The sequence below is a fragment of the Sphingomonas profundi genome (assembly GCF_009739515.1).
Taxonomy (GTDB): domain Bacteria; phylum Pseudomonadota; class Alphaproteobacteria; order Sphingomonadales; family Sphingomonadaceae; genus Alterirhizorhabdus; species Alterirhizorhabdus profundi.
Map to the genome: position 1 here is coordinate 2,097,722 of NZ_CP046535.1, position 21,379 is coordinate 2,119,100.

Sequence of the window (21,379 nt, forward strand, 5' to 3'; positions counted from 1 at the left end):
TCTCCCTTGCTTGCTTATGTGCCGGTCAGGGCGGTGTTAGCCATCCGGCAAGCTGGCGCGCAAGCACAATGCGCAGCATTTCGATCCCCGCCGGATCATCGTTGAGGCAGGGCAGATAGGCGAAGTCCGTACCGCCCGCTTCGATGAAGGTGGCGCGTCCGCGGATCGCGATCTCCTCCAGCGTCTCCAGGCAATCGGCCGAGAAGCCGGGCGCCACCACCGCCACCCGGCGCGTGCCCGTCGCCGCCAGCGCGGCCAGCGTCGCATCGGTCGCCGGGCCCAGCCAGCGCGCCCGGCCGAAGCGGGACTGGAAGGCGATCGTCACCGGCCGGCCCAGCGCCTCCTGCAGCAGCCGCGCCGTCTTCTGGCAGTGGCAGTGATAGGGATCGCCGCGCTCCAGGGTCCGCTGCGGCATGCCGTGGAAGCTCGCCACGAGCGCCTCCGGCACGAAATCGAGCGCCGCGAGCCCCGCCTCGATCGATGCGGCCAGCGCCGCGATATAGGCCGGGTCGTCATGATATGGCGGCAGCGTGCGGATCGCCGGCTGCCACCGCATCGTGGAGAGCGCGGCGAACGCCGCATCGTTGGCCGTCGCCGTGGTCGCCGCGCAATATTGCGGGTAGAGCGGCGCGATCAGGATGCGGTCGCAGCCCTGCGCCCGCATCGCCTCCAGCCGCTCGGCGATGGCGGGGCTGCCGTAGCGCATCGCATGATCGACGATCACGTCCGGCAGCGCGGCAGCGAGTGCCCGCGCCTGCGCCCGCGTGATCGCGGCGAGCGGCGATCCGTCCTCGCGCCACACCTGCCGGTAGGCATGGGCCGATTTGGCCGGCCGCGTCATCAGGATCGGCCCGCGCAGGATCGGCTGCCACAGCAGCGCCGGCAACTCCACCACCCGCCGGTCGGAGAGGAACTCGGCCAGGTAGCGCCGCACCGCACCGGGCGTCGGTGCGTCGGGCGTGCCGAGATTGACGATCAGCACGCCGATCCTGGCTGGCGGCAGGCTGGGATGATCGGCGGGAAGGGTCACGCGCGGGCTTTCTGTAGATCTCGCCTAGCGGCCGCCGGGCAGCAGCGGAAGCGTGCGGAGCCGCCGCCCGGTTCCGGCGAACAGCGCGTTGGCGATGGCCGGCGCCACCGGCGGCACCGCGATCTCCCCCACCCCGCCCGGCGCGGCGCCGCTGCGGATCAGCTCCACGCGGATCTCCGGCGTGTCGGCCAGGGTCGGCAGGTTCAGCGCGTCGAGGTTGCGCGCCTCGGTCCGCCCGCCGGCATAGCCGGTCGTCGCGCCGAGCGCCGCGGCGATGCCCCAGATGATCCCGCCCTCGATCTGCTGGCGCACGATCTCCGGATTGATGGTGCGGCCGCAGTCCACCGCCGCCACCACCCGGTCGACGACGATCCGCGGCCCATCGCCGACATGCGCCTCCACCAGCATCGCGACATGGCTGCCGAAGCTCGAATGGCAGGCGATGCCCTGGCTCGATCCGGCGACGCCGCCGTCCCACCCGCCCAGCGCGGTCGCGGTCGTCAGGCACTGCGCCAGGCGCGGATCGTTGCCCAGCGACTGGATGCGGAAGGACAGCGGCTCGATGCCCGCCAGCCGGGCGAGCTCGTCGACGAAACATTCGTTGAAGAAGGCGGTGTAGCTGTTCGCCACCGATCGCCAGATGCCGGTCGGCACGCCGATGTCGGCGGGGAAGTGGTCCACCGCCAGCGCGCCGGTGGCGTAGGGCGGCACCGCGCCCTCCACGGCCGCCTGCTCCGGCGCACTGCCGTCGCCTGACCCCGGCACCAGCCGGTCCATCAGCGAGGCCATTGTCGCCGGCGCGGCGATCTCCGCCTGCCAGCCCCTGATCGTGCCGCGCGCCCCCAGCGCCGCCGTCATGCGCGCGATGGCGGGCGGGCGCATCGGATCGAACATGGTGTCCTCCGCGCGGGACCATGTGACGTGCGCCGGCCGCTTCATCGCCTGTGCCACGATCGCCGCCTGCACGCCTGCCGCATGCTCGATCTTGCGGCCGAAGCCGCCGCCGATCAGCATCGGATACACCGTCACGCGATCCTCGGCGAAGCCGATAGCTTTCGCCGCCGCCGCGCGGGCCATGCCCGGCGCCTGGGTGGGCATCCAGAGTTCCAGCCGGTCGCCGGTGATGCGCGCGGTGGCCGTCATCGGCTCGATCGCGGCATGGGCGGCGAACGGCACGGCATATTCCACCTTCAGCCCGCCGCCCGTGGCGAACGCCGCCTTCAGGTCGCCATGGCCGGCGAAGCGGCGCCCCTCGCCCTCGTCCATCGCCCGCCGCAGCGCCGCCGCCACCGATGCGCTGTCCGGCGGTGGCGCGCCTCTGGCGAAGCGCGGCGCCATCGCTGCGGCGCCGCGCTCGGCCGCCCACCAGTTGGTCGCCACGCACGCCGCCCAGCCCGGCTGCTCCACCGTACCGATCACGCCGGCGACCCGCGCCGCCGCCGCCTTGTCGACCGCGGCCAGATCGCCACACCCGATCGGCCCGTGCCGCACGGAGGCGTAGACGAGATCGGGCACCCGCACGTCCGCCGCATAGCGGGCCGATCCGTCCACCTTGGCCGGCAGATCCAGCCGCGGCATGTTGCGCCCGCTGATCCCGCCCGCGCCGATCGGCCGCAGCGGCGCCTCGTCGGGCGGATCGTAGCCGGCCGCAGCCTCCGCCAGCTCGGCGAAGCGCAGTCGGTCCTCGCCGCGCGTCACGAAGCCGGCGGCGGTGTCGCACGCCTGCCAGTCCGCGTCCCAGCGCGCGCCCGCCGCCATGCAGAGCAGCGCCCGCGCCATCGCCCCCGCCTCGCGGAAGCGCGCCTCGAAGCCGCGGATGGAGGAGGAGCCGCCGGTGATCATCAGCGCGCTGCGCGTGGCATAGGTGCGCGCCGCCCAGCCGGCGATGCCCTTCAGCGGCGCCGGCATCGCCTGCTCGGCCGCCTCGCCGATCAGCAGCGTGTTGGCGTAGAGCGGGCTGATTGGCGCCGGCTCAACCGAGACGGTGCGCCAGTCGGCGCCCAGCTCGTCCGCCAGGATCTGCGGCAGCGCCGTCCACACGCCCTGCCCCATCTCGGCCTGCGGCACGACGATCGCGACATGTCCGTCCGTGCCGATCTTGAGGAAGCCGTTGAGGATCGTCTCGCCGGGCGACGCCACCAGATTGGGCCGGTAGGCGCGCGGCCACAGCCCCCACGCCACCACCAGCCCCACGCCCGCCCCGCCGCCGACCAGCAGGGTTCTGCGGCTCATCGCCATGGCGGAAAGGTCCGTCGCGTCATCGCGTCGCTGTCTAGGATAGGCGGGCGGCAAGCGCCAGACGGGCGCATTCCTCGCCCGCCCACCGCTCCGGCGCCGCTACGCCGCCGCTACCGCGCCGTACACCGCCCGCAGCGCCTTCTTGTCCACCTTGCCGGTGCCGAGCTTGGGCAGCGGCCCATCGCTGAACCAGATGCGCGTCGGCAGCTTGAACTTCGCCAACCGCTCGCCGGCGAAGTCGCGTAGCGCGCAGGGCTCCAGCGCCGCATGGTCGCGCAGGTGGACCACCGCCACCGGCACCTCGCCCAGCCGCTCGTCCGGCAGCCCCAGCACGCACGCCTCGGCGATCGCGGGATGGGCGTAGAGCGCCTGCTCCACCTCCTGGCAGCTGATATTCTCGCCGCCGCGGATGATGATGTCCTTCGCCCGGTCGACGATGAACAGATAGCCGTCGGCATCGAGGTAGCCGAGATCGCCGGTCAGGAAGTGGCCGTCGGCGGTGAAGGCACGCGCCGTGGCGTCCGGATCGTTCCAGTAGCCGCGCATGTTGGCGGCCGATCGGATGCCGATCTCGCCCACCGCGCCCGCCTCCACGGGCTCGCCGGTGGCCGAGAAGATGCACACCTCAACGAAGGGCGCCTGCGCCGGCCCGGTCGATCCGGGCTTGGCCAGATAGCTGCCGCGGATGTTGGTGCAGCCCACCGCCGACGTCTCGGTCAGACCGTAGCCCATCATCGGGTTGCTCGCCGGGAAGGCCGCCTTCAGCCGGGGCACGTGCGATGCCGGCCGCGCCGCGCCGCCCGCGACGATGTCCAGCAGGCTGGACGTGTCGAAGCTGTCACGCGCCGGGTGCTGCATCATCTCCAGGCTCATCGTCGGCACGCCGACGAAGTAGCTCACCTGCTCGCGCGCGATCAGGCGCAGCGCCTCGCCGGCATCCCACCGGCCCATCAGCACCATCTTGCGGCCCAGCGCGAAGCTGTTGAGCATCACCGGCACCTCGCCCGTCACGTGGAACAGCGGCACCGCCACCAGCACGGCCGGCGCACTCGGCAGGCTGGCGCGATCGCCACCGTGGAACTGGTGAAGGATGGCGGCGGTGATGCTGAGGAAGGTGTAGGTGCCCGTCACCACCGCCCGGTGAGTGGCGACGGCCCCCTTCGGCCGGCCGGTGGAGCCGGACGTGAACAGGATCGTCGCATCGTCGTCGGGCATGATCTCCGGCAGGGTCGCGCCCGCGCCGGCATCGGCCAGCAGCGGCGCCAGCGCCGCCTCGATCGCGGCGTGGATCGGCAGTTCGACCACCACCTCGCCATGCCCCGCCGCCGCGATCCGCCGCGCGCGCTCCGCATCGGCGATGACGATGCGGGGTTTGGTCAGGGCGATGCCGTGGGCCAGCTCCTCGCCGGTCCACCAGCCGTTCAGCAGGGTCGCGATGCCGCCGGCCTTGGCGATGGCCATGTAGCAGAGGATCCAGGCCGGGCAGTTGCGCATCGCCAGCCCCACGCGATCGCCCGGCGCGATGCCCCACCGGCCGGCCAGCGCCGCCGCCAGCCGATCGGACAGCGCATCGATGTCGGCAAAGGTCAGCCGCTCCTCGCCGGATATGATCGCCTCGGCATCGCCGTGCTGCGCGCAGAAGGTGCGGAAGAAGTCCCCCAGCGTGCCCGGCAGCCCCGGCACGATCGCGCGGCCGGCCGCGTCCGGCGCCACCCGGATCGGCCCGTCCGGCCCGGTGATCGCGCCCATGACCTCGCCGAAGCGGCGGTCCATCTCACTCGGCATCGCCGATCCTCTCGCTCTTTTCGTTCTTCTCCGCTGCCAGTATGAGGGCCAAAATCCGATCGGAACAAGCCTTGATCCTGACCCTTCTCGCGGACGCTACGGCAGCCTTTCGTTTCGAGAGTCTGGGCCTCTCGCCCGTGGCGCTCGATCTCGGCATCCTCCAGATCCGCTGGTACTCGCTCGCCTATATCGCCGGCATTCTGATCGGCTGGTGGTATCTGCTGAAGCTGATCGATCGCCCCGGCGCGCCGATGGCCCGCCGCCATGCCGACGACATGGTGTTCTACGCCACGCTCGGCATCCTGATCGGCGGGCGGCTGGCCTATGTGCTGTTCTACCAGCCACAGATCCTGCGCCACCCGGTGGACGTGCTGAAGCTGTGGGAAGGCGGCATGTCGTTCCACGGCGGCGTCATCGGCGTCACCTGCGGCATCATCCTTCTGGCCCGGCGGAACGGGCTCAACTGGCTGCGCATCCACGATTACGTCGCCTGCTGCGTGCCGTTCGGCCTGTTCTTCGGCCGCCTCGCCAACTTCGTGAACGGCGAATTGTGGGGCCGTCCGACGGACGTGCCGTGGGCCGTGGTCTTCCCCCGCGCCGGCGACATCCCGCGCCATCCGAGCCAGCTCTACGAGGCGGGGCTGGAGGGGATCGTGCTGTTCGCCGTCCTTTGGTTCATGTTCTGGAAGACGGATGCGCGCTACCAGCCGGGCAAGCTCGTCGGCACCTTCCTGCTCGGCTACGGGCTCTGCCGCTTCTCGATGGAGTGGTTCCGCGAGCCGGACGCCGGGCTGGAGCATCTGAGCTGGGGGCTGACGATGGGGCAGACGCTTACCGTGCCAATGCTGATCGGCGGCCTCTATCTGATCGCCACCGCCAAGGGCCGCCGCATCCGCGTGGAGCCGATCGCCGGCACCGAGAGCGTGGCGTGACAAACACGCCTCTCCCGTTCCGCACGCGGGAGGGAGAAGGCACTTCCGCCTTGCGGACGGCGGCGCCCTCTCCAATTCCGGGAGAGGAAAGATAGACATCTCCGCCCGGCTCGAACGGCTGATCGCCGCCACCGGCCCGGTGCCCGTCGCCCTGTTCATGGCGGAGGCGAACGCCGCTTACTATGCCGCGCGCGATCCGCTGGGCGCGGCAGGCGATTTCGTCACCGCGCCGGAGATCAGCCAGATGTTCGGCGAGCTCACCGGCCTGTGGCTCGCCGACCTGTGGCAGCGCGCCGGTCGGCCGGACGCGGCCTATGCCGAGCTTGGCCCCGGTCGCGGCACGCTCGCCGCCGATGCGCTCAGGGCGATGCGGCCGGCGGGTCTGACGCCGCCAGTCCATTTCGTCGAGACCAGCCCGGCCCTGCGCGCGCGCCAGGCGGAGCGCGTCCCTGCCGCCCTCTGGCACGACGACATCGCCGGCCTGCCGGAGGACCGCCCGCTCCTCCTCGTCGCCAACGAGTTCTTCGATGCGCTGCCGGTGCGCCAGCTCGTCGCCACCTATTCCGGCTGGCGGGAGCGGATGGTGGCGCATGACGGTGCCGCCTTCGTACCCGTGCCCGGCACCGTGCCGTTCGACGCCGCCGTGCCGGAACGGCTGCGCGGCGCATCGCCCGGCAGCATCGTCGAGACGTCGCCCGCCGCCGTCGCGATCGTCCGCGGGCTCGCCGAGCGCATCGTGGCGCAGGGCGGCGCGATGATCGTGATCGATTACGGCTACGACGCGCACGCCGCCGGCGACACGCTGCAGGCCGTCCACGCCCACGCCTATGCCGATCCGTTCGCCGCACCCGGCACGCGCGATCTGACCGCCCACGTCGATTTCTCCGCCCTGGCCCAGGCGGCGCGGGCCGAGGGCGCGGCGGTGGCCGGGCCGGTCGATCAGGGTGCCTGGCTGGAGGCGCTCGGCCTCTCCACCCGCGCCGCGATGCTGGCGAAGGCCGCGCCCGATCGCGCCGACGAGATCGAGGCGGCGCGGGCGCGGCTGGCCGATGCGGACCAGATGGGCAGCCTGTTCCGCGCGCTGGCGATCGTCGCGCCGGGCTGGCCGCAGCCCGCCGGCTTCTGACGCCACCCGCCATCCTTCCGCCGGCCAAGCGGAGCCGCTACACGGGCGCAATGGCCGTCACCCCAATCACCGCACCCGCGCTCGCCGGCATCCGCCACGGCTTCCTGGGCCGGCAGGGCGGCGTCTCCACGGGCATCCACGCCGGCCTCAACGTCGGCCTCGGATCGGACGACGATCGCCACGCGATCGCCGCGAACCGCACGCTGGCGGTGGACGCGGTTGCGCCCGGCGCGGCGCTCGTCACGCTCCATCAGGTCCATTCGGCGGAGGCGATCGCCGTCACCGCTCCATTCGCCGACGCGGCGCGGCCTCACGCCGATGCGCTCGTCACCGATAAGCCGGGGCTGCTGCTGGGCATATTGACGGCGGACTGCGTGCCGGTGCTGTTCGCCGATCCCGCCGCCGGGGTCGTCGGCGCCGCCCATGCCGGGTGGAAGGGGGCGCTCGGTGGCGTCACCGATGCCACCGTTGCGGCGATGGAGGGGCTGGGCGCGAACGCCGCACGCATCGTGGCGGCGATCGGCCCCTGCATCGCGCGCGCCTCCTACGAGGTGGACGGGGCGTTCCTCGCCCGCTTCTGCGCCGCCGACGCGGAGAATGAGCGCTTCTTCACCGATGGCGTCCGCCCCGGCCACCACCAGTTCGATATCGAGGCCTATGTCGTCGCCCGCCTCGCCGCGCGCGGCCTCGCGCGGATCGAGGCGCTGGGGCTGGATACCTATGCCGATCCCGCCCGCTTCTTCAGCTACCGCCGCGCGACCCACAGAGGCGAGCCTGGCTACGGCCGCCAGATCAGCCTGATCGGCCTGTAGACCCCGTCGCCGCTGCCGATCAGGCCGAGAGATAGCCGCGGATCGCCTCCGCCATCCGCCCGGCCACCGCCTGCCGGTTCGCCTGCGCCGCCGCGCCGGAAACGAGCAGCCGGTCCACCCTCGGATGGGTGATGAACTCCAGCTCCGCCAGCGCCGCCACCGCCGGGCGCGGGCGGCGCAGATTGCCCAGCGCCGCATCGTTCAGCACGCCGATGCCGCCGGGGCCGGACTGGCTGTCCGGCTTCACGCCGCGATCCTTCGCGGCCGGATCGATCGCCCGCATGCCCGCCATCAGCCCGGCCTGCACGGCGCCCGCGAAGGCGATGTCGGGCGCGGGATTGACGTTCCCCTTCTCGGCCGCGCGGTAGAAGGTCTCGCTGCCGCGCACCGCCGGATCGGCGGCGCCGTTGAAGTGCAGGCTCAGGAAAGCGCGCGCGCCGAGTGCGCCGACCAGCGCCGCCCGCGCCGCGCCGGCGACGTTCACGTCCGTCTCGCGGGTCAGCGCCACCGTGATCCGCTCGCCGGTGCGCGCCGCCTGCGCCACCAGCGCATCGCGCAGGCAGAAGCCGAAGTCGAGCGTCAGCACCTTCTCCGCAACGCCAGACACGCTGGTGGCGTTGTTCGGCGCACTGCCCGGCAGCTTCACCGTGCCGCCGTGGCCGGGATCGATCACGATCGTGCCGAGGTCGGCCGGCGGATCGCCCGCCCGCCGAGCAGGGCGGTCGCCTCCGGCAGCAGCGCCAGCACCTTGTCGGCATAGCCCGGCGCCGGCGTGTAGATCGGCCCGACGAAGCGGATGAACGCCTCGGCCGATCCCGCATGGTCCTGCCAGCCGGCGTAGGGCGCGCGACCAAGGAACGCCCAGTAACCGGCGATGAACGCCGCTAGGCTTGGAAAGCGGCAGTAGGCGTCGGCGCCGTCATGGGCGGCATAGGTGACGCCGCTGGCGAACGGCGCCATCTCCGCCCGCCACTTCAGCCCGGCATAGTTGCGATGCTCGCGCGCCAGGGCAGACGTGCCACGGCCGCTCTCCAGCAGCCACTGCGCCAGGGTCACGGCGCGCAGGGCCGGATGCGGCAGGGGGTAGCCGCGATAGGTGGTGATCAGCCGGGTCAGCGCATCGTCCATCAAACCGTCTCCTCGGGGTTCGCCAGACCGGCCCAGTTATCAGCCGTGCGCCGGGTAGGAAAATGCGCCGCGCTGGCGCGCCCGTGGCGATGCGATAGGATGCCGCCACACCATAACGGGAGACATCGGATGGCCGAGAACAGCACCCCCGAGACCGAAGCCGACCTGACCGGCGCCACCGCGCGCCGCCGCCCGCGCGCCCAGCCGCTGGAGGTGGGCGGCCGCCGCCTCGCGCCCGAGACGCTGATGATGGGCCACGGCTATGATCCGATGCTGTCGGAAGGATCGCTGAAACCGCCGATCTTCCTGACGAGCACCTTCGTGTTCGAGAGCGCCGCCGCCGGCAAGCGCCATTTCGAGGGCGTCACCGGCAAGCGGCCGGGCGGCGCGGAAGGGCTCGTCTACTCGCGCTTCAACGGCCCCAATCAGGAGATATTGGAGGATCGGCTCGGCATCTGGGAGGATGCGGAGGACGCGCTCGTTTTCTCCTCCGGCATGGCCGCGATCGCCACCGTCATGCTGGCGAGCGTGCGGCCGGGCGACACGATCGTCCACTCCGCCCCGCTCTACGCCGCCACCGAGACGCTGATCGGCAAGATCCTCGGCCGCTTCGGCGTCCACTGGCTCGATTTCCCCGCCGGCGCCTCCCGCGCGGAGATAGAGGGAGTGCTGGCGCGCGCCGCCGCCGGGCGCGTGGCGATGATCTATCTCGAGAGCCCGGCGAACCCCACCAACGCGCTGGTGGACGTGGAGGCGGTGGCCGCCGCGCGCGACGCCGTGTTCGGCAACCTCGCGGAAAAGCCGCCGATCGTCATCGACAACACCTTCCTCGGCCCGCTCTGGCAGCGGCCGCTGCGCCACGGCGCGGACCTCGTGCTCTACTCGCTGACCAAATATGCCGGCGGGCACAGCGATCTCGTCGCGGGCGGGGCGATGGGATCGAAGGCGGCGATCGATCCCATACGGGCGATGCGCAACACCATCGGCACGATCACCGACCCCCACTCCGCCTGGATGCTGCTGCGCTCGCTGGAAACGCTGGAGCTGCGCATGAGCCGCGCGGGCGAGAATGCGGCAAGGGTCTGCGCGGCGCTGCGCGATCATCCGAAGGTGGAGCGGGTCGGCTATCTCGGCTTCCTGGAGGAAGCCGGCGGCACCCAGGCGGACATCTACCGGCGCCACTGCACGGGCGCCGGCAGCACCTTCTCGCTCTACCTGAAGGGCGGCGAGCGCGAGAGCTTCGCCTTTCTCGACGCGCTGAGAATCGCCAAGCTGGCCGTATCGCTGGGCGGCACCGAGACGCTGGCAAGCCACCCGGCCGGCATGACCCACCTGTCGGTGCCGGATGCGCGGAAGGCGGCGCTCGGCATCACCGACAATCTGGTGCGCATCTCGATCGGCGTGGAGAATGCGGACGATCTGATCGCGGACTTCGATCAAGCGCTCGAACGAGTGTAGCCCTCGTGGCCCCGGCGCTCAGGCCGCCGCCCGGCGCAGCGCCTGCATCGTGTCGGGGCGGCCGGTTTCGGGCAGGCGCCGTATCGACAGGCCGTCCACCGCCGCCTTGGCCGCCTGCTTGCCGGCGGAAAGCTGCATGTTCACCATCTCCGCCGTCAGATGGGCGCGGGCCTCCGGCAGATGCAGCAGGCTGGCCGAGACGCGCAGCAGCGGGAAGAAGCGGTCCAGGCCGAAGCGGTCGGTCGAGACGATGCCGCCGCGGCCGCGATCGGCGGGCGAGTAGAGGCTCTCGGCGTCGCTCGCGAACTTGGCACACAGCTCGGCGATAGCGACGGTCGCTTCCGCCTCGTTGCGCTCCAGGCTGATGAAGAAGTCGTCGCCGCCGATATGGCCCACGAAGGTGCCGTCGGCGCCGTCCAGCTTGCGCAGCAGATCGCCGAACATCAGCAGCGCGCGATCGCCGGCGGCGAAGCCGTAGGTATCGTTGAACGCCTTGAAGTTGTCGAAGTCCAGGAAGGCCAGCGTCTGCGCGCCGCCGCGCGACAGGCTCTCCTCGATGTGGCGGGCGATGCTGCGATTGCCGGCCAGCTGGGTCAGCGGGTTCTGCTCGCGCGCGGCCGAAACCTCGCGCTCGGACGCCAGGCGCAGGACGGCGTGGTTGCTGAGATAGCCGACATAGCGTCCCTCCGTCGCCAGGATCAGGCCGCCGGCGCTCTCGGCCGCGACATAGCTGTTGACGATCGCCTCCACGCTGCCGTGCGCCTCCCCGATCGGCACGCGGCGGACGAGCTTGTCCAGCCGCGGCGCGGCGCCCTTGTTGGCGAGCAGCGCGGGGCCGAAATCGCTCAGCAGATAACGGCGGACATCCTCCTCCAGCACCGCCCCCAGCACCGTGCCGGCGCGATCGGTGACGGGCAGGATGCGCAGGTCGGGCGCGGCCTTGAACACGTTGGCGGCGGCCAGCAGCGGCTCGTCGATCGTCAGCGGCGTCACCGGCGTGAGCAGTTCCGCCACGCGCGGCGCCATCGCCGTCACCGCCACCGTCCGCAGCGTGCCGGCGTAGACCAGCGAGAGGTCGCGCAGGTCCGTCGTCGGCCGGGCGATGTGATAGCCCTGCGCCAGATCGCAACCCAGATCGCGCGCGGAACGGAACTCCGCCTCGGTCTCTACCCCCTCGGCCACTGTGAGGAAGCCCAGCGCGTGGGCCAGGCCGCACAGCTTTGCCACGATCGCCTGCTTGCGGGCGTTGCTCGGCAGATCGGCGATGAAGCTGCGGTCGATCTTCACATAATGCGGCTCCACCGTCATCAGCATGTGCAGGCCGGACATGCCGACGCCGAAATCGTCGAGCGCGATGCGCACGTTCAGCCCGGTCAGCATCCCGATCGCGCGCTGCAGGTTGGCAGAGGAGAGGACGGGCAGCCGCTCCGATATCTCCAGGCAGAGGCTGTCGGGGTTGAGGCCGCTGTTGAAGACGATCTCCCGCATCGTCTCCTCGGTGATCGGATGGCCGTCGTAGCTGCGATTGTCCACGTTGCAGAACAGCCGCACTCCGCCCATGTCCGGCACGCGGGCGAACTTGCCGATCGCGCGGCGCAGCAGCATCTTCTCCATCGGCCGCACGATGCCCAGATCGGCGGCCGCATCCAGCAGCGTGCAGATGCCGCCCGCCCCTTGCGCCGGCCGCGCCAGCGCCTCGAAGCCGTGCACGCGCAGCGTGGATGTGTTGATGATCGGCTGATACGCATGGTCGGTGGCGGCAAACTGCGCCTCCAGCCGCGCTGCGGCATCCATCCTGTCGGGAACGGCACTCATCTTCACGCGACCCTTCGTCTTTGGGCAGACGGTAGCGGGCCAATGTAAAGAGCGGGTTATCCTGCGTGTCACATGGCTGTCACGTCGGGACGGCGGCGTCAGCGCGTCCAGTCCACCACCGGCCAGCCCTTCTCGGCCGCCATCGCGCGCAGCCGCGCGCTGGGGTTCGCCGCAACGGGCGTGTCGCACCAGTCGAACACCGGGCTGTCCGATGCGTGATCGCTGTAGAAGCGGATGCGGCACTCGGCGCGCACCAGCCGCTCCGCCGCCATCCACGCCTCGATCATGCGCAGCTTGGCGGGGCCGTAGCTGTTCTCGCCGTCTATCTTCGCGCGGATGCGCCCGTCCAGCCCGGCCACGCTGTTGGTAGCGATCACGTCGTCGAAGCCCAGCCGCTCGGCGATTGTGCCGGCGTAGAGGCGGTAGCTCGCCGTCGCCATCACCAGCCGGCGGCCGGCGGCCCGGTCCTCGGCGATCTGCCGCAGCGCGCCCGGCAGGATGTTCGTGCGCATCGTCTCGTCGGCGAAGCTGCCGGCGACGAGCGCCAGTTCCTCCGGGCGGTTGTGGCGGCCCAGCAGCAGCGCGTGGTTGATCTCCTTCAGGCGGCCTCGGTCGATCAGCTTGCAGGCATAGGCCAGCATCGAGAGCAGCACGACGGGCACCAGCACCAGGCGCCACGGCGCCCGCCTGCGTACGGAATGGAGCAGGAACGGCGTGTAGGTGGCGACACGGGTGATCGTGCGATCCATGTCGTAGATGGCGAGTTCGGTCATCCGCGCCGCTTACACGCGCCGGTGCGCCTGTGGAAACCATCCTGCGTTCCACCGCCTTGGTGGAACCACGGCGCAGGTGACGAGTATGGCAGGGAATGCCGTGCTCCTTTCCGCTTCCGGCGCTTGCCCAGCCGCTCCGCTTGCCCCACAAAGCGAGCACATGAGCGCACCGGCAGATTTCACTCTCGACGATCAGGACGGCGCACGCGTCCTGCGTTTCTCGGGTTCGCTCATCCTCTCGCGGCTCCGCGACTTGCCGGCCCGGTTGGACGGGGTAAGCGCCACCAGCATCGATCTGGCCGACGTCGACCGGATGGACACGGTGGGCGCGTGGATCGTCCACCGCGCGGCCAAGGACGGCGACGCCGAGATCAAGGGCGCCGACGAGTCGCAGGCCCGCCTGCTGGAACAGGTGTCCGCCGCCGACCAGCCGGTGCAGGTGCGGCCGGACACGAGATCGCCGTTCCTGCGCGTCGTCGGCCAGATCGGCAACGCCGCGATCAAGGCGGGCACCACCTTCAACGGTCTGGTCGGCTTCCTCGGCGCGGTGGTGATCGGCTTTGGCGGCGTGATCCGCCACCCCCGCCGCTTCCGCTTCAACGCCGTCGCCCGCCAGTTCGAGGTCGTGGGCGTCGAGGCGCTCGCCATCATCGGCCTGATGAGCTTCCTGATCGGCATCGTGATCGCCCAGCAGGGCGCGATCCAGCTGCGTCAGTTCGGCGCGGAGGTCTACACGATCAACCTCGTTGGCCGGCTCACCTTCCGCGAGTTGGGCGTGCTGATGACGGCGATCATGGTCGCCGGCCGCTCCGGCTCCGCCTTCGCCGCGCAGATCGGCTCCATGCGCCTCGCCGAGGAGGTGGATGCGATGCGCACCATCGGCGTCTCGCCGATGGAGGCGCTGATCCTGCCGCGCGTGATCGCCGCGGTGCTGATGATGCCGCTGCTCGGCTTCTACGCCGCGATGCTGGCGCTGATCGGCGGTTGCCTGTTCAGCTGGTTCTCGCTCGATCTGCCGCCCGTCACCTTCATCACCCGCATCCGCGAGGTGGTGCCGATGACGGACGTGTACCAGGGCCTCATCAAGGCGCCGGTGTTCGGCCTCATCATCGCCATGGCCGGCTGCTTCCAGGGCATGCAGGTGGAGGGCAATGCCGAGGCGGTCGGCCTGCGCACCACTGCCGCAGTCGTCCAGTCGATCTTCCTCGTGATCGTGCTCGATGCCTTCTTCGCCGTCTTCTTCGCATCGATCGGGTGGATATGAGCGAGACGGACGCACCGGCGCGGCCGGCGGAGGCCAAGACCGACGACGATGCGATTATCCGCGTACGCGGCCTGCGCAACGCGTTCGGCGAGCAGGTGGTCCACGAGGATCTGGACCTTGACGTGCGGCCCGGCGAGATCCTGGGTGTCGTCGGCGGGTCGGGCACCGGCAAGTCGGTGCTGATGCGGTCGATCATCGGCCTGCAACCGCCCTCCGCCGGCGAGGTATCGGTGTTCGGCACGCCGATGATCGACCGCGACGAGGACGAGGCGACGGACGTGCGGCGCCGCTGGGGCGTGCTGTTCCAGGGCGGCGCCCTGTTCTCGACCTTGACGGTGGCCGAGAATGTCGAGGTGCCGCTCCGCGAATATTATCCCGCGCTCACCGAGCAGCTGCTGGACGAAATCGCCGCCTACAAGATCGTGATGTCCGGCCTGCCTTCCGAGGCGGGGCCGAAATACCCGTCCGAACTGTCCGGCGGCATGCGCAAGCGCGCGGGGCTGGCGCGGGCGCTCGCGCTCGATCCCGAACTGCTGTTCCTCGACGAGCCGACCGCCGGCCTCGACCCGATCGGCGCCGCCGCCTTTGACGAGCTCATCAAGAGCCTCCAGAAGACGCTCGGCCTCACCGTGTTCCTCATCACCCACGATCTCGACACGCTGTACGCGATCTGCGATCGCGTGGCGGTGCTGGCCGATCGCAAGGTGATCGCGGTCGGAACGATCGAAGAATTGCTCGCGTTGGACCATCCGTGGATCCAGGAATATTTCAACGGCCCGCGCGGCCGCGTGGCGGCGGACAGCGCGGATCGGCTGCGCGAAGGCGAGATGGACGAAGAGCAGGCGAAGAAGGCGCGCGACCAGCAGGCTGCCGCCGAAGCCACGACCGGGGGAGCGTGAACGCCTGATGGAAACGAGATCCAATCACATCCTAGTCGGTGGCGTGGTGCTGGTGCTGCTCGCCATCATCGTGGGCTTCACGATCTGGATGGCGCGCCTCTCCAGCGGTAACGACCAGCTGTTCGACATCTTCTTCAAGACCTCCGTCGACGGTCTCGCCAAGGGTTCCGCCGTCACCTTCGCCGGCGTGCCCACGGGGCAGGTGAAGGAGATCGCGCTGATGCCGGAGAGCCCGGAGTTCGTCCGCGTGCGCATCAGCGTGAACGAGAAGACGCCGGTGCTGCAGGGCACCACCGCCACGATCGCGGGCGTCGGGTTCACCGGCGTTTCCCAGATCAACCTCGATGGCGCGATCAAGGGTGCGCCGCCGATCACGGAGGTCGGCCCCTACGGTGCGCCCGTGATCCCGACGAAGCCCGGCGCGCTCGGCGAGCTGCTGAACAGCGCGCCGCAGCTGCTCCAGCAGATCTCCACCCTTACGGAGCGGATGGGCGAGCTGCTGAACGACCGCAACCAGAAGTCGCTCGGCAATATCCTGGCCAATCTCGATCGCGTCAGCGGCTCGCTCGCCGATCGCGGACCGGATATCGCACAGGCGCTGGCGGAGAGCAGGATCGCGGTGCATCAGGCCGGCATCGCCGCGCAGAAGATCGGTGAGCTGGCCGATACGACCAACACCCAGGTCGGCCCGATCGCCGCCGACCTGCGCAAGACGGTGGCCTCCGCCCAGCGCAGCATGGATGCGCTTGAAGGCGCCATCACCGAGGCGCGGCCGGGCCTGCGCGCCTTCTCGACGCAGACGATCCCCGAGGTCAGCCAGCTGGTGCGTGACTTGACGGAGATGTCGGAGGCGCTGACCGGCGTCGCCACCAAGCTGGATCGCGGAGGCGCGGGCGCCGTGATCGGCGGCGGCAAACTGCCCGACTACAAGCCAGGGAAGACGAGATGAGCCCGCGCAGCCTGCCCCTCCGCTCCGTCCTGCGGCACGCCGCGATCCTCGGTGCCGCCCTGCCGCTCGCCGCGTGCATCAGTTTCGGCGCCAAGCCGCCGGCCCAGCTGCTGGCGCTGACGGCGGACAGCGTGCCGGCCAGCGGCGCCGCGCGAACCGCGCGGGATGGCGAGACGGTGATCGTCTACGTGCCCACCGTGCCGCAGGAGCTTTCCACCGCGCGGGTGCCGGTGCGCGCCGGGCCGACCTCCGTCGCCTATCTGAAGGACGCGCAGTGGGTCGACGCGCCGAACCGCCTGTTCCGCGACGTGCTGGCGCAGACGCTGGCGGCGCGCAGCAGCCGGGTGGTGCTCGATCCGCGCCAGGCGGCGCTCGCCCCCGGCATGCGGCTGGGCGGGCGGCTGATCGCCTTCGGTCTGGACGCGCCCACGAACAATGCGGTCGCCATCTATGAGGCAACGCTCGCCCGCGGCGAGAAGCGGCCAGTCGAGACGCGCCGGTTCGAGGCGCGGGTGCCCGTCTCCGCGCAGACGGTGGCGGCAGTCGCGCCGGCGCTGAACCAGGCGGCCAACCAGATCGCGAGCGAGGTGACGGGCTGGGTCGGCTGAGCCGGCCCGCACGTCACGCGGCCAGCGCCGCCTCCGCCGCGACCGTCTGCTCGATCCACCCGCCGCCACGCACCCGCTCGCCCTCGTAGAGCACCGCCGCCTGGCCGGGCGCCACGCCATATTCGGGCGCGGCGAAAGTGAGCGTCCGGCCGTCGAACGTCGCCGGCGCCGGCCGCGCCATCGATCGGATCTTGGCCGTCAGCGGCCCGGCCGGATCGCCGCCGAGCCAGTTCACCTCACCGATCCGCGCCGCCGCCACCGCCAGCGCCGCGCGCGGCCCGACGACGACGCGCCGCGTCTCCGGCTCGATCCGCACCACGTAAAGCGGTTCGGGGCTGCCGCCGATCTCCAGCCCGCGCCGCTGGCCCACGGTGAAGTGGATCAGGCCGCGATGGCGGCCCAGCACCCGCCCCGCCTGGTCGACGATCTCGCCGCCCTCGCCGGCTTCCGGTCGCAGCGCGCGCACCACGGCGGCATAGTCGCCGGCCGGCACGAAGCAGATGTCCTGGCTGTCCGGCTTGGCGGCCACGCCCAGTCCCAGCTCCGCCGCGATCTCCCGCACCCGCGCCTTCGGCATGTCGCCGAGGGGGAAGCGGAGGAAATCGAGTTGCGCCTGCGTGGTGGCGAACAGAAAATAGCTCTGGTCGCGCGCCGGATCGGCCGCGCGGTGCAGCTCGGCCCCTTCCGCCCCGACGACGCGGCGCACATAATGGCCGGTCGCCAGGCAGTCCGCCCCCAGGTCGCGCGCGATGCCGAAGAGGTCGGTGAACTTCACCCCCTGATTGCAGCGCACGCACGGTATTGGCGTGCGGCCGGCGACATAGTCAGCGGCGAAGCGATCGATCACGCTCGCGCGAAAACGGCTCTCATAATCGAACACATAGTGGGCGATGCCGAGCCGGTCCGCCACGGCGCGCGCATCGCGTATGTCCTGCCCGGCGCAGCAGCTGCCGGCGCGGCCCACGGCGCTGCCATGATCGTACAGCTGCAAGGTCACGCCGATCGTCTCGGCGCCGCTGCGTGCCGCAAGCGCCGCGACCACCGAACTGTCGACCCCGCCCGACATCGCCACGACGATGCGCGCGCCGGCCATCGGCCGATCGAGCTGGAAGGAAGCCTGCATGGCCGCGCCCTTAGCCCATCGTGCGATCCGGCGCAAAAGCCGCGCCTCTTTTACTCCGCCTTCACCATCCCGGGTTAGATCCCGTTGACCAGTCCCGACGAGGTAGAAGGTGGCGCGAGCAAATGGATCTCGGCTTTACGCGGCTCGACGCGCTCCGCTGCGACGCGGCGGCGCCGCTGCCGCTGGACTATGTGCGGCTGGTCGCCAGCCTGGCGGCCATGCAGTCGGCGACGCGAACCGCGGCGGTGGAGGCGCGGCTCTCCACCGGCACGTTCGACAGCGCGCATCCGATCGTCGCGCTGGTGAAGCTGCTTGCGGCGGGGCCCGGCTGGGCATCGAGCGTAACGACCCTCGGCGGCAGCTTCCATCCTGCCCTCGCGGCGACGAACCGCGGTTTCCGGCCGCGGGAGCCGGTGAATGGCATATTTACCCTGAGGGGTTAGCCTTCCTTCAAGCTGGCCGATCTAAGGATGCTGGCGTCGAACAAGAACGGGTCGCCAGACCGATTTCGAGGGCAGAATGATCGAGAACCAGAAAATCAGGCCAGCGCAGGTGATCGGCCCATTGGGGGAGCCGCTGACCCTTGCCTCGCTGCCGCCGCCCTCCACGACCCGCTGGGTGGTGCGACGCAAGGCGGAGGTGGTCGCGGCGGTGAACGGCGGCCTGCTCACGATCGACGAGGTATGCGACCGCTACTCCCTGAGCCTGGAGGAGTTCGCCAGCTGGCAGCGCGCGGTGGATCGATCCGGCATGCCCGGCCTGCGCGTGACCCGCATCCAGCACTACAAGACGCTGTACGAACGCCAGCAGAAATTCTGAACCCTGCCCTTCCCGTGAAGCTGAGCCCCGCCGGCAGAGATGCCGGCGGGTTTTCGTTGATCTCCGCTCATCGCCTTTTCAGGAACGGATTCGTTTCCGGCGCGTATCAACCGGCAACCATCGTCGCGGGAACGGCACGGCCCGCCGCAGCGATGTCGGCATAACAGGAGGAGTTACGGTCATGGGTCTTATCATCGTTCTGATTGTGGGCGGCATCTTGGGCTGGCTTGCCAGCATCGTCATGCGCACGGATGCGCAGCAGGGCATCCTGCTGAACGTCGTCGTCGGCATCGTCGGCGCGCTGCTCGGCGGCTTCCTGCTCGGCCCGATCCTTGGCGGTGCGTCGATCACGTCGGGCGCGCTCGATATCCGCTCGCTGCTGGTGTCGTTCCTCGGCGCGGTGATCCTGCTCGCGATCGTCAACCTCATCCGTCGCGGCCGCGTCCGCTAAGCGGAACGCTTCATCGTCGGCAAGGGAGGGCCGTCCGACACCGTCGGGCGGCCCTCTCGCGTCATTGCAGCTCGAACGTGACGGACAGGGTGACGCTCAGCTTCTGCTCGCCGGCCTCGATGCTGGTATCCGCGGCCTCCTTGCTGCGCGCCATCGCCATGACGGTCATCGGCCTCGGCGGCGGCGAGGTATCGCCGCTCTCGCTGATCGCCAGGATGCGCTTCACTGACAGGCCGGCGGCCTTGGCATAGAGTTCGGCACGCGCACGCGCCCTGGCGACGGCGGCGGCGCGGGCCTCGTCCAGCGCGGCGTCCGGCTTGTCCACCGTGAAGCTCGGCCCGTTGATCTGGTTGGCCCCCTGCGCGACCAGCGCGTCCAGGATCGCGCCCGCCCGCTTCACGTCGCGGAAGCGCACGTTCACCTGGTTGGACGCCTGATAGCCGGTGATCACCGGCGGTACGTTCTCACCGTAGCGATATTGCGGATTGAGGTTGATCGAGCTCGTCTGGATGTCGCGCTCCGCCACGCCCGCGCGACGCAGGGCGGCGACGGTCGCGGCCATGCGGGTCGCATTCTCCGCCATCGCGGCGCCCGCCGTGGCGCCCTGCGTCACCACGCCGGCGCCGATCGTCGCGACGTCGGGCGTCCGCGTCACCTCTCCCTCCGCCACGACGTCGAGCCGGGTGCCCTGGATCACCGGCACCGGCGTCACGGCCGCCACCTGCGCGCTCGCGGCCGTCGGCACGGCCATCGCCGCCAGCAGGATTGTCGCTCCGAATCTCATGTCCGTCCCTCCGTTCGCGGCATTGCCGCCTCCTGCCGCCTAAGACGGGATCGCCGCTGCACGCCCGCTGAACGGCCGATCCTCGCTGTCCGACTCGGCGCCCGGGACATCTTGAGGCCGGTGCCTTATTAAGCTAATACAGCGCCCGTCCGGTCGGGAGAGCGGTCGTGAGCGCGGAAAGAGCGGGCGTGATGAATATCGAACAGGGATTTGCGGGCGATCGCGCGGCGGAGCCGGCCGTGGACGAGCCGCGCCGGTTCGCGCGCTTCGCCCCCGGCGGCGGGCGCAACCGGCTGTGGCTGATCGTGCTCGCCGTGATCGCGATCGCGCTGGTCGGCGGATTTTTGCTGCTGCGTGGCGGCGGCAAGGCTGCGGCGCCCGCCGCCTCGCCACTGCCGCGCGTCACCTTTATCGTGCCCGGCCACCAGTCCGTCGCCGGGCAGATCAGCACCACCGGCTCGCTCGCCGCCCGGCGGGAGATGCCGGTGGGTGTCGCCGGCGAGGGCGGCATGATCTCGCAGGTGCTGGTCGAACCGGGCGACTGGGTCGCCGCCGGTCAGGTGCTGGCGACGATCGATCGATCGGTTCAGGTGCAGGAAGGCGCCTCGCTGGCCGCCGCGATCACGGTGGCGCGGGCCGACGCCGCTCTCGCCCAGTCGGAGCTGGACCGGGCCAGGGCGCTGGTGGCGCGCGGCTTCATCTCCAAGGCCGACATCGATCGCAAGACGGCCACGCGCGACGCGGCGAACGCGCGCGTCAAGGTGGCGCAGGCGCAATATGGCGAGGCGGGCGCGCGCATCGGCCGGCTGGCGGTGAAGGCGCCGGCCGCCGGCCTGGTGCTCACCCGCGCGGTGGAGCCGGGGCAGGTCGTCAGCTCCGCCAGCGGCACGCTGTTCCGTCTGGCCAAGGGCGGCGAGATGGAGCTTGCCGCGCGCCTTGCCGAGCAGGATCTCGCGCGGCTGCGGGTGGGGGCGCCCGCCGACGTGACGCCGATCGGCAGCAGCCGGCCGTTCCGCGGCGAGATCTGGCAGATGTCGCCGGTGATCGATGCGCAGACCCGCCAGGGCGTGGCCCGCATCGCCCTGCGCTACGACCCCGCCTTGCGCCCCGGCGGCTTCGCCGCCGCGACGATCCGCAGCGGATCGGTGGATGCGCCGCTGCTGCCGGAATCGGCGGTGCAGAGCGATGCGACGGGCAATTTCGTCTATGTGATCGATGGCGCCAACGCGGTGCAGCGGCGGGCGGTGAAGGTGGGCGAGGTCTCCGACAGCGGCATCACCGTGCTGTCCGGACTGGCGGGCAGCGAGCGCGTCGTGCTCTCGGCCGGCGCCTTCCTGAATCCGGGCGACAAGGTGATCCCCGTCCGTGCCGCCGCGCGCGGCTGA

The 21,379-nt window shown here is 70.9% G+C and carries 21 protein-coding genes; 12 read left to right on the forward strand and 9 right to left on the reverse strand.

What is annotated here, in order from left to right:
* Positions 1–25: 25 nt before the first annotated feature.
* The 3 genes from hemH to GNT64_RS09930 form a co-directional block, all read right to left on the reverse strand.
* Entirely contained in the window at positions 26–1,030 is a 1,005-nt protein-coding gene (gene hemH / locus GNT64_RS09920; RefSeq protein WP_156679391.1) for a ferrochelatase, read from the reverse strand.
* A 24-nt stretch (positions 1,031–1,054) separates the two neighbouring features.
* Positions 1,055–3,268 (reverse strand): xanthine dehydrogenase family protein molybdopterin-binding subunit, encoded by a 2,214-nt coding sequence (locus tag GNT64_RS09925; RefSeq protein ID WP_156679392.1) that lies wholly within the window; start codon positions 3,266–3,268, stop codon positions 1,055–1,057.
* Between the two features lie 99 nt (positions 3,269–3,367).
* A complete protein-coding gene (locus GNT64_RS09930; protein WP_156679393.1) occupies positions 3,368–5,053 on the reverse strand; it encodes a class I adenylate-forming enzyme family protein in 1,686 nt (561 codons plus the stop codon).
* 71 nt (positions 5,054–5,124) lie between these two features.
* On the opposite strand from GNT64_RS09930, the gene lgt reads away from it, so the two are divergent.
* The 3 genes from lgt to pgeF all read left to right on the forward strand — a co-directional run bounded on the left by lgt (position 5,125) and on the right by pgeF (position 7,923).
* Entirely contained in the window at positions 5,125–5,985 is an 861-nt protein-coding gene (lgt, locus tag GNT64_RS09935) for a prolipoprotein diacylglyceryl transferase (RefSeq protein ID WP_156679394.1), read from the forward strand.
* A gap of 157 nt (positions 5,986–6,142) precedes the next feature.
* Positions 6,143–7,111, forward strand: coding sequence for a class I SAM-dependent methyltransferase (locus GNT64_RS09940; protein WP_156681529.1), 969 nt, complete (start codon positions 6,143–6,145; stop codon positions 7,109–7,111).
* Positions 7,112–7,161: 50 nt separating this feature from the next.
* On the forward strand, positions 7,162–7,923 hold the full coding sequence (gene pgeF, locus GNT64_RS09945; RefSeq protein WP_156679395.1) for a peptidoglycan editing factor PgeF: 762 nt from the start codon (positions 7,162–7,164) through the stop codon (positions 7,921–7,923).
* Between the two features lie 19 nt (positions 7,924–7,942).
* Here the strand turns inward: pgeF and GNT64_RS09950 are convergent, their stop codons facing one another.
* Positions 7,943–8,596 carry an N-acetylmuramoyl-L-alanine amidase family protein gene (locus GNT64_RS09950; protein ID WP_197277353.1) on the reverse strand — a complete coding sequence of 218 codons (654 nt, stop codon included), beginning with the start codon at positions 8,594–8,596 and terminating at the stop codon, positions 7,943–7,945.
* Complete coding sequence (locus GNT64_RS09955) at positions 8,593–9,051, reverse strand: glucosaminidase domain-containing protein (RefSeq protein ID WP_156679397.1); 459 nt, start codon at positions 9,049–9,051, stop codon at positions 8,593–8,595. The genes GNT64_RS09950 and GNT64_RS09955 overlap by 4 nt, the downstream gene beginning before the upstream one ends.
* A 129-nt stretch (positions 9,052–9,180) precedes the next feature.
* Here GNT64_RS09955 and GNT64_RS09960 point away from each other — a divergent pair, with 129 nt between their 5' ends.
* The gene (locus GNT64_RS09960; RefSeq protein WP_156679398.1) at positions 9,181–10,509 is read left to right on the forward strand and encodes a cystathionine gamma-synthase family protein; all 1,329 of its coding nucleotides are present in this window, start codon (positions 9,181–9,183) and stop codon (positions 10,507–10,509) included.
* A gap of 18 nt (positions 10,510–10,527) precedes the next feature.
* Here the strand turns inward: GNT64_RS09960 and GNT64_RS09965 are convergent, their stop codons facing one another.
* Both GNT64_RS09965 and GNT64_RS09970 read right to left on the reverse strand, forming a co-directional pair.
* The gene (locus tag GNT64_RS09965; RefSeq protein WP_156679399.1) at positions 10,528–12,324 is read right to left on the reverse strand and encodes an EAL domain-containing protein; all 1,797 of its coding nucleotides are present in this window, start codon (positions 12,322–12,324) and stop codon (positions 10,528–10,530) included.
* Positions 12,325–12,422: 98 nt separating this feature from the next.
* Entirely contained in the window at positions 12,423–13,097 is a 675-nt protein-coding gene (locus GNT64_RS09970; protein ID WP_156679400.1) for an HAD family hydrolase, read from the reverse strand.
* Positions 13,098–13,257: 160 nt separating this feature from the next.
* On the opposite strand from GNT64_RS09970, the gene GNT64_RS09975 reads away from it, so the two are divergent.
* Genes GNT64_RS09975 through GNT64_RS09990 form a run of 4 tightly spaced genes read left to right on the forward strand, consistent with a single transcriptional unit; the run spans position 13,258 to position 16,817 of the window.
* Complete coding sequence (locus tag GNT64_RS09975) at positions 13,258–14,361, forward strand: ABC transporter permease (protein ID WP_156679401.1); 1,104 nt, start codon at positions 13,258–13,260, stop codon at positions 14,359–14,361.
* Positions 14,358–15,260: an ABC transporter ATP-binding protein gene (locus GNT64_RS09980; RefSeq protein WP_156679402.1), complete on the forward strand. Its 903-nt coding sequence runs from the start codon at positions 14,358–14,360 to the stop codon at positions 15,258–15,260. The genes GNT64_RS09975 and GNT64_RS09980 overlap by 4 nt, the downstream gene beginning before the upstream one ends.
* A 7-nt stretch (positions 15,261–15,267) precedes the next feature.
* The gene (locus GNT64_RS09985; protein WP_156679403.1) at positions 15,268–16,209 is read left to right on the forward strand and encodes an MlaD family protein; all 942 of its coding nucleotides are present in this window, start codon (positions 15,268–15,270) and stop codon (positions 16,207–16,209) included.
* Complete coding sequence (locus GNT64_RS09990) at positions 16,206–16,817, forward strand: ABC-type transport auxiliary lipoprotein family protein (RefSeq protein WP_156679404.1); 612 nt, start codon at positions 16,206–16,208, stop codon at positions 16,815–16,817. The genes GNT64_RS09985 and GNT64_RS09990 overlap by 4 nt, the downstream gene beginning before the upstream one ends.
* A 13-nt stretch (positions 16,818–16,830) precedes the next feature.
* Here the strand turns inward: GNT64_RS09990 and mnmA are convergent, their stop codons facing one another.
* Complete coding sequence (mnmA, locus tag GNT64_RS09995; protein ID WP_156679405.1) at positions 16,831–17,940, reverse strand: tRNA 2-thiouridine(34) synthase MnmA; 1,110 nt, start codon at positions 17,938–17,940, stop codon at positions 16,831–16,833.
* A gap of 122 nt (positions 17,941–18,062) precedes the next feature.
* Here mnmA and GNT64_RS10000 point away from each other — a divergent pair, with 122 nt between their 5' ends.
* From GNT64_RS10000 to GNT64_RS10010, 3 genes are all read left to right on the forward strand, one after another.
* Complete coding sequence (locus GNT64_RS10000) at positions 18,063–18,383, forward strand: hypothetical protein (protein ID WP_156679406.1); 321 nt, start codon at positions 18,063–18,065, stop codon at positions 18,381–18,383.
* A 76-nt stretch (positions 18,384–18,459) separates the two neighbouring features.
* Positions 18,460–18,759: a CtrA inhibitor SciP gene (sciP, locus tag GNT64_RS10005; protein ID WP_156679407.1), complete on the forward strand. Its 300-nt coding sequence runs from the start codon at positions 18,460–18,462 to the stop codon at positions 18,757–18,759.
* Positions 18,760–18,940: 181 nt separating this feature from the next.
* The gene (locus GNT64_RS10010; RefSeq protein ID WP_156679408.1) at positions 18,941–19,210 is read left to right on the forward strand and encodes a GlsB/YeaQ/YmgE family stress response membrane protein; all 270 of its coding nucleotides are present in this window, start codon (positions 18,941–18,943) and stop codon (positions 19,208–19,210) included.
* Positions 19,211–19,271: 61 nt separating this feature from the next.
* On the opposite strand, the gene GNT64_RS10015 is transcribed toward GNT64_RS10010, so the two are convergent.
* On the reverse strand, positions 19,272–19,994 hold the full coding sequence (locus GNT64_RS10015; protein WP_156679409.1) for an SIMPL domain-containing protein: 723 nt from the start codon (positions 19,992–19,994) through the stop codon (positions 19,272–19,274).
* Positions 19,995–20,185: 191 nt separating this feature from the next.
* Between GNT64_RS10015 and GNT64_RS10020 the strand changes: the two genes are divergently transcribed.
* The gene (locus tag GNT64_RS10020; protein WP_156681530.1) at positions 20,186–21,379 is read left to right on the forward strand and encodes an efflux RND transporter periplasmic adaptor subunit; all 1,194 of its coding nucleotides are present in this window, start codon (positions 20,186–20,188) and stop codon (positions 21,377–21,379) included.

Excerpts from the sequence above, each read along its gene's own strand:
- GNT64_RS09990 (WP_156679404.1), top strand. The coding sequence starts at position 16,206 with ATGAGCCCGCGCAGCCTGCCCCTCCGCTCCGTCCTGCGGCACGCCGCG.
- GNT64_RS10000 (WP_156679406.1), top strand. The coding sequence starts at position 18,063 with ATGGATCTCGGCTTTACGCGGCTCGACGCGCTCCGCTGCGACGCGGCG.
- GNT64_RS09955 (WP_156679397.1), bottom strand. The coding sequence starts at position 9,051 with ATGGACGATGCGCTGACCCGGCTGATCACCACCTATCGCGGCTACCCC.
- GNT64_RS09985 (WP_156679403.1), top strand. The coding sequence starts at position 15,268 with ATGGAAACGAGATCCAATCACATCCTAGTCGGTGGCGTGGTGCTGGTG.
- GNT64_RS09925 (WP_156679392.1), bottom strand. The coding sequence starts at position 3,268 with ATGGCGATGAGCCGCAGAACCCTGCTGGTCGGCGGCGGGGCGGGCGTG.
- GNT64_RS10010 (WP_156679408.1), top strand. The coding sequence starts at position 18,941 with ATGGGTCTTATCATCGTTCTGATTGTGGGCGGCATCTTGGGCTGGCTT.
- GNT64_RS10015 (WP_156679409.1), bottom strand. The coding sequence starts at position 19,994 with ATGAGATTCGGAGCGACAATCCTGCTGGCGGCGATGGCCGTGCCGACG.
- GNT64_RS09975 (WP_156679401.1), top strand. The coding sequence starts at position 13,258 with ATGAGCGCACCGGCAGATTTCACTCTCGACGATCAGGACGGCGCACGC.
- GNT64_RS09930 (WP_156679393.1), bottom strand. The coding sequence starts at position 5,053 with ATGCCGAGTGAGATGGACCGCCGCTTCGGCGAGGTCATGGGCGCGATC.
- GNT64_RS09970 (WP_156679400.1), bottom strand. The coding sequence starts at position 13,097 with ATGACCGAACTCGCCATCTACGACATGGATCGCACGATCACCCGTGTC.
- GNT64_RS09960 (WP_156679398.1), top strand. The coding sequence starts at position 9,181 with ATGGCCGAGAACAGCACCCCCGAGACCGAAGCCGACCTGACCGGCGCC.
- GNT64_RS10020 (WP_156681530.1), top strand. The coding sequence starts at position 20,186 with ATGAATATCGAACAGGGATTTGCGGGCGATCGCGCGGCGGAGCCGGCC.
- GNT64_RS09940 (WP_156681529.1), top strand. The coding sequence starts at position 6,143 with ATGGCGGAGGCGAACGCCGCTTACTATGCCGCGCGCGATCCGCTGGGC.
- sciP (WP_156679407.1), top strand. The coding sequence starts at position 18,460 with ATGATCGAGAACCAGAAAATCAGGCCAGCGCAGGTGATCGGCCCATTG.
- GNT64_RS09980 (WP_156679402.1), top strand. The coding sequence starts at position 14,358 with ATGAGCGAGACGGACGCACCGGCGCGGCCGGCGGAGGCCAAGACCGAC.
- GNT64_RS09965 (WP_156679399.1), bottom strand. The coding sequence starts at position 12,324 with ATGAGTGCCGTTCCCGACAGGATGGATGCCGCAGCGCGGCTGGAGGCG.
- mnmA (WP_156679405.1), bottom strand. The coding sequence starts at position 17,940 with ATGCAGGCTTCCTTCCAGCTCGATCGGCCGATGGCCGGCGCGCGCATC.
- pgeF (WP_156679395.1), top strand. The coding sequence starts at position 7,162 with ATGGCCGTCACCCCAATCACCGCACCCGCGCTCGCCGGCATCCGCCAC.